At 65.0% G+C, this 7,186-nt stretch carries 7 protein-coding genes; 6 read left to right on the top strand and 1 reads right to left on the bottom strand.

Going from position 1 to position 7,186, the window contains the following annotated elements:
- Nucleotides 1-248: conjugal transfer protein TraD (locus VN047_RS16400; RefSeq protein ID WP_325544529.1), on the bottom strand; the 248-nt coding region annotated here is incomplete at its 3' end.
- A 173-nt stretch (nucleotides 249-421) separates the two neighbouring features.
- On the opposite strand from VN047_RS16400, the gene traA reads away from it, so the two are divergent.
- From traA to VN047_RS16370, 6 genes are all read left to right on the top strand, one after another.
- Complete coding sequence (gene traA / locus VN047_RS16395) at nucleotides 422-3,343, top strand: Ti-type conjugative transfer relaxase TraA (RefSeq protein WP_325544527.1); 2,922 nt, start codon at nucleotides 422-424, stop codon at nucleotides 3,341-3,343.
- Nucleotides 3,344-3,353: 10 nt separating this feature from the next.
- On the top strand, nucleotides 3,354-4,085 hold the full coding sequence (locus VN047_RS16390; RefSeq protein WP_325544525.1) for a DUF6118 family protein: 732 nt from the start codon (nucleotides 3,354-3,356) through the stop codon (nucleotides 4,083-4,085).
- 106 nt (nucleotides 4,086-4,191) lie between these two features.
- Nucleotides 4,192-4,611: an IS66-like element accessory protein TnpA gene (gene tnpA / locus VN047_RS16385; protein WP_246427310.1), complete on the top strand. Its 420-nt coding sequence runs from the start codon at nucleotides 4,192-4,194 to the stop codon at nucleotides 4,609-4,611.
- Entirely contained in the window at nucleotides 4,608-4,955 is a 348-nt protein-coding gene (gene tnpB / locus VN047_RS16380; protein ID WP_137754517.1) for an IS66 family insertion sequence element accessory protein TnpB, read from the top strand. Before tnpA ends, tnpB begins: the two co-directional genes overlap by 4 nt.
- A 62-nt stretch (nucleotides 4,956-5,017) precedes the next feature.
- The gene (gene tnpC, locus VN047_RS16375; RefSeq protein WP_313910972.1) at nucleotides 5,018-6,550 is read left to right on the top strand and encodes an IS66 family transposase; all 1,533 of its coding nucleotides are present in this window, start codon (nucleotides 5,018-5,020) and stop codon (nucleotides 6,548-6,550) included.
- The gene (locus VN047_RS16370; RefSeq protein ID WP_037555259.1) at nucleotides 6,547-7,158 is read left to right on the top strand and encodes a plasmid pRiA4b ORF-3 family protein; all 612 of its coding nucleotides are present in this window, start codon (nucleotides 6,547-6,549) and stop codon (nucleotides 7,156-7,158) included. Before tnpC ends, VN047_RS16370 begins: the two co-directional genes overlap by 4 nt.
- The last annotated feature ends 28 nt before the right edge of the window (nucleotides 7,159-7,186 follow it).

Below are 7,186 nucleotides of genomic sequence, written 5' to 3'. Positions count from 1 at the left end.
GCCCCCTTGCGAGCGCGGGCGCCGTCGCCGCGAAAGAAGCTTGCGCCGCGCTTGCGCCACGCCTCCTTCCGCGCCGCGTCTGCACCGACAACTTCGAGTAGCGCGCCTGCCAACTGCTCGATCGACAGGTCGTCGGCTCCTGTGGCGATGACCAGTTCGCCAAGCTGACCTTGCTTCCTCGCCTTGAGCGCCTTGGCCTTGTCGGTGAGCGCCTGGAGTTCGGCGTCGAAATCACGCGGTTTACGCATCATCTGTCCTTCCATGTTCATGGGGTCGAACGAACCAGCTATGCCGAGTCACAAGCGCTTACAAGGCGCTGAAATCTCTTGCGACTTTGTGATCCCGAGCGCGATGAAATCGTGTGAGGGCGCGCTTATACGTCGTGCCGACGTGCTCGTTTTGCCGTAAATGGACGATCGCCATGGCGATCTACCATTTCTCGGCAAAAGTCATTTCCCGCGCCGCCGGCAGCAGCGCGGTCGCCGCCGCGGCCTATCGTTCGGCCGACCGGCTCCACGACGAACGGCTGGGTCGCAGCCATGACTTCTCGAACAAGGCAGGCGTCGTCCATAGCGAAGTGCTGCTTCCCGAAGGGGCGGACGAACGCTGGCAGGATCGCGAGCAGCTCTGGAACGATGTCGAGGCTGCCGAGCTTCGCAAGGATGCCCAGCTCGCCCGCGAGATCGAGTTCGCGATCCCGCGCGAGATCAGCGAAACGCAGGGGATCGAGCTTGCTCGTGATTTTGTACAAGCCGAGTTCGTCGACCGGGGCATGATCGCCGATCTCAATGTCCATTGGGACATCGGCGCCGATGGGCAGGCGAAGCCGCACGCGCATGTCATGCTGACGATGCGCGAGATCAAGATCGAAGGGGATGGCAGCGCCGAGTTCGGCGCGAAGGTGCGCGAGTGGAACCGCACCGAGCTTCTCACTTATTGGCGCGAAGCTTGGGCGGAATATGTCAACGAACGGCTGGCATCGCTCGATATCGACGCGCGCGTCGATCATCGGACCCTCGAAGCGCAGGGGATCGACCTCGAGCCGCAGCACAAGATCGGCCCGGCGGCGTCGCGCATGGCTGCAGATGGCCTCGACGCCGATCGCGTCTGCGAACATATCGAGATCGCCCGGTCGAACGGAGACAGGATCATCGCGGATCCCGCCATCGCGCTCGATGCGATCACGCACAGGCAGGCGACGTTCACGACCCGCGATCTCGCGATGTTCGCCCACCGCCACAGCGACGGCAAGGAGCAGTTCGATGCGGTGATGTCGGCGGTAAAAGGGTCGCCAGAACTGATCGCGCTCGGCAAGGACGGGCGCGGCGAAGACCGTTTCACGTCAAAATCAATGATCGAAACCGAGCAGCGCCTCGACCGCGCTACCGCAACCCTCGACGCCCGCCGCAATCATGCTGTTGCCGAACGCCATCGCGAACGGGCTCTGGTGAGTGCTTCGGCGCGGGGCCTCGACCTCTCTGCTGAGCAGCGCGGCGCGCTTGAACATGTCACCAACTCGCGCGGGATCAGCAATGTCATCGGCTATGCCGGAACTGGGAAGAGCGCGATGCTCGGCGTTGCCCGCGAGGCGTGGGAAGCGGCGGGTTATCAGGTACAGGGTGCAGCGCTGTCGGGCATCGCCGCCGAGGGGCTGGAGCAAGGTTCAGGGATCGCGTCACGGACGCTCGCCAGCCTCGAACATCAATGGGGACAGGATCGCGAGCGGCTGACAAGCAATCACATCCTCGTGATCGACGAAGCCGGGATGGTCGGTACCCGCCAGCTCGAGCGCGTCGTGTCCGAAGCCGAACGTCAGGGCGCCAAGGTCGTTCTCGTTGGCGACCCCGAGCAGCTGCAGGCGATCGAGGCCGGTGCGGCGTTCCGCGACGCTGCCGAACGTCACGGTGCTGTCGAGATCATGGATATCCGCCGCCAGCAGGAGGACTGGCAGCGAGAGGCGACGCGCGAGCTCGCAACGGGGCGGACCGGAGAAGCGATCGGGCGTTATGCAGAAGCCGGTCTTGTTCACGCGTCCGACACGCGCGAAGCCGCGCGGGCGGAACTGGTCGATGCGTGGGATCGCGATCGTCAGGCGCATCCCGATGCCAGCCGGATTATCCTCACCCACACGAATGACGAGCGCGAGCAGCTCAACGACGCCGTGCGCGAACGGTTGAAGGCGGGCGGGGCGCTCGGCAATGAGGTCACGATCACTATCGAGCGCGGCAAGCGTGCCTTTGCTGCGGGCGACCGCATCATGTTCCTGAAGAATGAGCGCGACCTCGGCGTGAAGAATGGTTCGCTCGGCACAGTGCAGTCTGCAAATTCGACCAGCATGGCGGTGGCCCTCGACAACGGGCGACGCGTCGCATTCGATCTGAAGGACTATGCCCATGTCGATCATGGCTATGCGGCGACGATCCACAAGGCGCAGGGCATGACGGTCGATCGCGTGCAGCTGCTGGCGACGCCGGGCATGGACCGGCACGGCGCCTATGTCGCCATGTCGCGGCACCGCGACAGGGTTGACGTGCATTACGGCCGCGACGACTTCGCCAGTCAGGCAAAGCTTGTGCGCACGCTCGGTCGCGAACGCGGCAAGGACATGGCGAGCGATTATCGTGCCAGGAATATCGGGACCGAGCAGTCTCCGAAGGCGGCCGAACCGAAGCGAAGCATGTTCGACGGCCTGAAGCTGACCGTTTCGCGGGCGGCGCTCGGCGACGCCGCGCCCGAGCGGCGACCTGAGAAACGGCCAGCAAAGATGCGTGTCAGCGCGCGCGGCCTCGACGCCACGCCGACGCGGGATCCGCTCGACAAGGCGGTCGAACGCTATGCCCGCGCCCAGCGCGATATCGACCGCATGCACGCCAAAGGGCTGTCTCCGATCAGCCACCAGCAGCGAAGCCTTGAGGCTGCGGCCCGCGACGTCGATGCACTCAGCAGCGGAGGAGCCAGGGATCTTGCCGCGGCGCTCCGTAAGGATCCCTCGCTCGCCGACGAGGCGGTAGCGGGCCGCACGCAGCGTGCGACGGAAGCGATGCGCGCCGAGACCAGGTTGCGGATCGATGCGCCGGCGCGCGCCGACCGTTTCGTTGCCGAATGGCAGGCACGATCGACGGCGCTGCGCGAACACAAGGCGGCCTATGACCATGCAGGCGCGAAGCGTGTCGGGGCAGAGCTTAACGACATGGCGAAGAGCCTGCACCGCGACCCACAGCTCGAGTCGCTGCTGCGGAACCGCACCCACGACCTCGGTCTGAAATCATTTGAGAAAGGATCGGTGTCTCAGGCGCTCCAGGATTATCTCCGCCCCTCGCGTTCGCTTGGGTTGGGGCTGTAAGCCTCCGATCATGACCGAAAACACACCTGAAGAAACCGGCGATGATCTGATCGCTGCCGATGACGTCGCGCTCGATGTAGCCTTTGGCCGACTGTCGGGCCGCATATCCACGCTGACGAGAGCGGTGGACCGCTTCGCCGATCGACAGGACGAGCTCGTCGGCCGCGATTACAGCGAGGACCTTGCGAAAATCGACCGGAGGTTCGAGGAAACGAGCGAAGAGCTCGCGAACCTCGCACGCCAGCCGGTCCTTCAGCTGACGCCCGACCGGCTCTCCGAACAGATGGGCACTGCAGGCGCCCGCGTGCGAGCGGACGATCATGCCAAATGGCAGAGTGCCCAGAATCAACTCGAAGAAGTCGCCCGCTCGCTGGCGTGGCGGCTCGGCGCCGCGCGCATCCGCGACGAGCAGAACAGATGGATTGCCATCGGCGCCGGGATCGCAGCGGTCCTCGCTTTTGTTGCCGGATGCACGATACCGCCCGTCATCGATCGCACGGTGCCCGAAAGCTGGCAATGGCCCGAGCGACGCGCTGCCAATCTTCTCTCCCGCGATATGTGGGGCGCCGGCGTTCGGCTGATGCAGGCGGCAGACCCCGAGCGCTGGAACTCGCTGGCACGGGCATCTCGAATCCACGCCCAAAATGAGAAGGACCTTGAAGCCTGCCAGAAGCAGGCCAATCGGCGGAAGAAGCCCGTGGCTTGCTCGGTCGAAATCGAGCCGACCAAGACGGCATCATGAACATCCGCTTCGCGCCCGATGTCGGCCGATCGTAAGCGTGTCCTGAAGGCCGCCTTGCAGGAAGCTGCTGCGCGGTGCTGATAGCCGCTCTTTGCGAGGAGCGGTGATGAACGAGGATATCGCGGCGACGGGAGCGAGTGCTCTTACGACCGGTCATATGAGTGATCATATGAGCAGTCGGATCGCGGTCGTGGGCGGGCGTCGTCGCTGGTCGGTGGATCAGAAGCTGTCGATCCTGCGCGAGGCGTTCGGCCCTGACGGCTCGGTCTCGGCGACGTGCCAGCGACACGCGGTCGGCAGCGGGATGCTCTATACGTGGCGCCGGCAAGCACTGGCGGGTGATTTGACGGGAGCGAAGCGCACGCCGGTGCCATCGTTCGCCGAGGTCGAGGTGTCGGTGCCGGCCACCGCGACGGCAGGCAGCGGCCAGATCGGGATCGAGCTGCCGTCAGGCGTGCGGCTCACCGTCGACGCGGCGGTTGATGCCGATGCGCTGGCACGGGTGTTGTCCGTCCTTGCCCGATGATCCCGTTACCACCGACAACGCGCATTTATCTGGCCTGCGGCGCCACCGACATGCGCAAGGGGTTCGATGGTCTCGCGGTGCTGGTGCAGCAGGTGCTGGAGAAGAGTCCGCACTCGGGCGCGCTGTTCGCGTTCCGCGGCAAGCGCGGCGATCTGGTCAAGCTGCTCTGGTATGACGGCCAGGGCCTGTGCCTGTTCTCGAAGCGCATGGACCGGGGCCGGTTCATCTGGCCGATCACCAAGGCGGGCAAAGTCAGCCTCACCGCGGCGCAGCTTTCGATGCTGCTTGAGGGCATCGACTGGCGGCGTCCCGAACGCACCGCGGCGCCCCTGCTTGCAGGGTAAAAAGTGGCGGATTAGTGAGGGTTCTACTGGCATCGCGGCGCCGCTTTTGCTAGGCGTCCGGGGTGTCGGAACCAGCCTCTTCCAGCATCGACAAGGACGCCCGGATCGCCGAGCTCGAAGCCGCTCTCGCGGCCCGCGATACGCTGATCGATACCCTGCGGCACCAGCTTGCCCAGCTCCGACGCATGACCTTCGGCCAGTCGTCGGAGAAGCTCGCGCTGCAGATCGAACAGCTCGAGCTCGCTCTCGAAGAACTCGAAGGCGAAGCCGAGGTCGCGGATAGCCGAACGACCGACAGGGTGCCCGCCGAGCGGGTATCGCCGGTGCGCGCCTTGCCCGATCATCTGCTGCGCGCTGAACGGCGGATCGAGCCCGAGGCCGGCAGTTGCACCTGTCCCGATTGCGGCGGCGCGCTGCGTCCGTTGGGCGATGACCGCGACGAGCAACTCGACGTCGCCCCGATCCAGTGGCGCGTCATCCGCACCGTGCGGCCCAAGTATAGCTGCCGCGCCTGTGAGAAGATCGTCCAGGCACCGGCGCCAGCGAAGGCGATAGCACGCGGTAAGGCGAGCTTTGCCACGCTCGCCCATGTCGTCGTGAACAAGTTCGATCATCATCTCCCGCTTTACCGCCAGGCAGAGATGATGGCAGCGCAGGGTATCGACATCGATCGCTCCACCCTCGCCGGCTGGGCGGGCCAGGCCGCGCATCTGCTCGACCCGATCGTCAGCCGCATCCGCGAAGAAGGGCTGAAGGCCGCCAAGCTGCACACTGACGACACGCCGGTGCCGATGCTCGTGCCCGGCAAGGGCCGCACCGCGCAGGCACGGCTCTGGGCCTATGTCGTCGATGATCGCGCATCGGGCGCCGCAACCCCGGCACTCGCCTGGTATCGGTTCACCCCTGATCGCAGCGGCATCCATCCGCAGAGCGAGCTCAGATCGTTCACCGGCCTTCTCCAGGCCGACGGCTATGCCGGATATGAGAAGCTCTATGAAGGCAACCGCATCCGCGAGGTCGCCTGCTGGGCACACTTTCGCCGCAAGATCTTCGAGTGCCACCAGACGAGCCCGACGCCGCTTACCACCGACCTGCTGACACGTATCGCCGGGCTCTACCGGATCGAAGAGGATGTGCGCGGCCAGCCGCCCGATATCCGGCGCCGACAACGACAGGAGCAAGCCAGGCCGCAGATCGATGCGCTTCGCGGCGCGATCGACGACGCCCTGCGTCGTCTGTCGCCCAAGTCGGCGATGGCGAAGGCGCTTGCCTATGGCCGCAAGCGTTGGGATGCGCTCACCCGCTACATCGATGACGGCATCGCGGAGATCGACAACAATATCGCCGAGCGCGCGATCCGCGCCATCGCGATCGGCCGCAAGAACTGGCTGTTCGCCGGATCGAAGGCTGGCGGCGAACGCGCCGCTGCCACCTACTCGGTCATCGAGACAGCCAAGCTCAACGGCGTCGAGCCGCAGGCCTATATCGCCGATGTCATCGAGAAGATCGCATCGGGCTGGCCCGCCTCCCGCTGGGACGAGCTCATGCCGTGGAACTGGACAGCGCAAAGCGCACCCGTCAGCATGGCGGCATGACCGACCAGATCGCACGGATTCGCATCACGCTCGAAGACATGAAGCCCGCCATCTGGCGCCGTGTCGAACTTCCCGTCACCAACAGCCTCAAGACCCTGCACCTCGCGATCCAGGCCTGCATGCTCTTCGAGAACTACCATCTGTTCCGTTTCGACGTCGGCGATGCCGCCTATGGCATCCGCTTCGATGATGATGACGCTTTCATGGTCCGCACCCGCGATGCCGCCAATATGCGCATCGGCAAGCTCGTCGAGCGCGGCATCACCAGCTTCACCTACACCTATGATTTCGGGGACAACTGGCGACATCGTATCGAGATCGAAGAGATCACACCCGCCATCCCCGGCATCGATTACCCGCGCTTCGTCGATGGCGAACGACGAGCCCCGCCCGAAGATGTCGGCGGAACCCCGGGGTTTGAAGAGTTCCTCAATGCCATGGCCAAGCCGCGCCATCCCGAGCGCGCATCCATGGTGCAATGGTATGGCGGCGTCTTCGATCCCACCGATATCGGCGCCGACGAGATCAACGCACGCATGGCGAAGCTCGCCAAGCGACGAGCACAGGGAAGAGCCGCCTACGCCGACGCTAAATCCCGCGACAGCTAATCGATGGCGGCTTCCTGACCACGCTTAC

The sequence above is a fragment of the Sphingopyxis sp. genome, assembly GCF_035565275.1.
In the GTDB taxonomy this organism is placed as follows: Bacteria; Pseudomonadota; Alphaproteobacteria; order Sphingomonadales; family Sphingomonadaceae; genus Sphingopyxis.
The sequence above is the reverse complement of the archived record's forward strand: the minus strand, read 5'-3'. Positions and strand labels throughout refer to the sequence as shown.

What these genes read in the sequence shown, in the direction of transcription:
- tnpA (WP_246427310.1), top strand. Translation starts at nt 4,192, where the DNA reads ATGAACGAGGATATCGCGGCGACGGGAGCGAGTGCTCTTACGACCGGT.
- traA (WP_325544527.1), top strand. Translation starts at nt 422, where the DNA reads ATGGCGATCTACCATTTCTCGGCAAAAGTCATTTCCCGCGCCGCCGGC.
- tnpB (WP_137754517.1), top strand. Translation starts at nt 4,608, where the DNA reads ATGATCCCGTTACCACCGACAACGCGCATTTATCTGGCCTGCGGCGCC.
- VN047_RS16370 (WP_037555259.1), top strand. Translation starts at nt 6,547, where the DNA reads ATGACCGACCAGATCGCACGGATTCGCATCACGCTCGAAGACATGAAG.
- VN047_RS16390 (WP_325544525.1), top strand. Translation starts at nt 3,354, where the DNA reads ATGACCGAAAACACACCTGAAGAAACCGGCGATGATCTGATCGCTGCC.